Annotated in this window: 1 protein-coding gene; it reads right to left on the bottom strand. The window is 67.5% G+C overall.

All coding sequences use genetic code 11. The features are described 5' to 3' along the window. Positions 1-24: 24 nt before the first annotated feature. Positions 25-918 carry an IS5 family transposase gene (locus B0E53_RS36725; protein ID WP_107079941.1) on the bottom strand — a complete coding sequence of 298 codons (894 nt, stop codon included), beginning with the start codon at positions 916-918 and terminating at the stop codon, positions 25-27. Between the last annotated feature and the right edge of the window lie 122 nt (positions 919-1,040).

Consider the following 1,040-nt stretch of genomic DNA (forward strand, 5'->3'; position numbering starts at 1 on the left):
GCTAAGGCGTGTTTCATAAGCGGGTCAGAGCCACTCGCAGATGATGGTGATGGTCAGGACGGCCTGGAACCGGACGGCCAACTTGTCGTAGCGGGTGGCCACGCCGCGGTGGCGCTTGAGTCGGGCGATGCCGTTCTCGACGGCATGTCGCATCCGGTAGAGGTCTCGGTCGAACTTCGGCGGGCGTCCGCCGCGGGTGCCCTTGGCCTTGCGGTGGGCGTCCTGGTCCTTCTTGCTCGGGATGCACGCCTTGATCCCGCGCTTGCGCAGGTAGGCGCGGTTGCCGCGGCTGGTGTACGCCTTGTCCGCCAGGACCAGGTCGGGGCAGGTGCGAGGGCGGCCCACCCCGAGGCGGGTCACCCTGATACGGCGCAGGACCGGGATGAACTGCGGGCTGTCACCACGATGTCCGGCGGTCACGACCATCGATAGGACCTTTTGTCCCTGCTCACAGGCCAGATGCGTCTTGGTGGTCAGACCGCCGCGAGATCGTCCGAGGGCGTGATCGGCGGGTTCGTCGTGCACGCCGCCTGGTGGCTCTTTCTGCAGGTGGCCGTCATTGCGGGCGCCGGCGGCGTGTTGGTGTGCGCGGCTGGTCATCGAGTCCACGCTGACCGTCCAGGTGATCCGGCCTTCCGCGTCGGCGGCGGCCTGTGACGCGGTCAAGATCTTGTCCCAGGTTCCGTCGCGCTGCCAGCGACGGAACAGGCCGTAGACCGTCTGCCAGGGTCCGTACTCGGCCGGGACGTCACGCCAGGGCGACCCGATCCGGATCCGCCACCTGATCCCGTCGATCAGCTGCCGTTTCTCCCACTTCGGCGGCCGGCCCTTCGCCGACGCGGCAGGCAGCAGCGCAGCGAGCCGCTGCCACTGGGCGTCGGTGAGGTCGTGCCGCCTCGTCACCGCTAGGGTGGCCACGAGGTCTCCGGTATGAAGTTCGAGCTTGGTCGCTGAACCGTTTACCGGAGACCTCTTCAGCTATCGATCACCGCCACGCCGTGACCTTCACCGGCCACCACGACTTCTGAAACACGCCTTAG

The sequence above is a fragment of the Micromonospora sp. MH33 genome, from assembly GCF_003013775.1.
GTDB classification, from domain to species: Bacteria; Actinomycetota; Actinomycetes; order Mycobacteriales; family Micromonosporaceae; genus Micromonospora; species Micromonospora fulviviridis.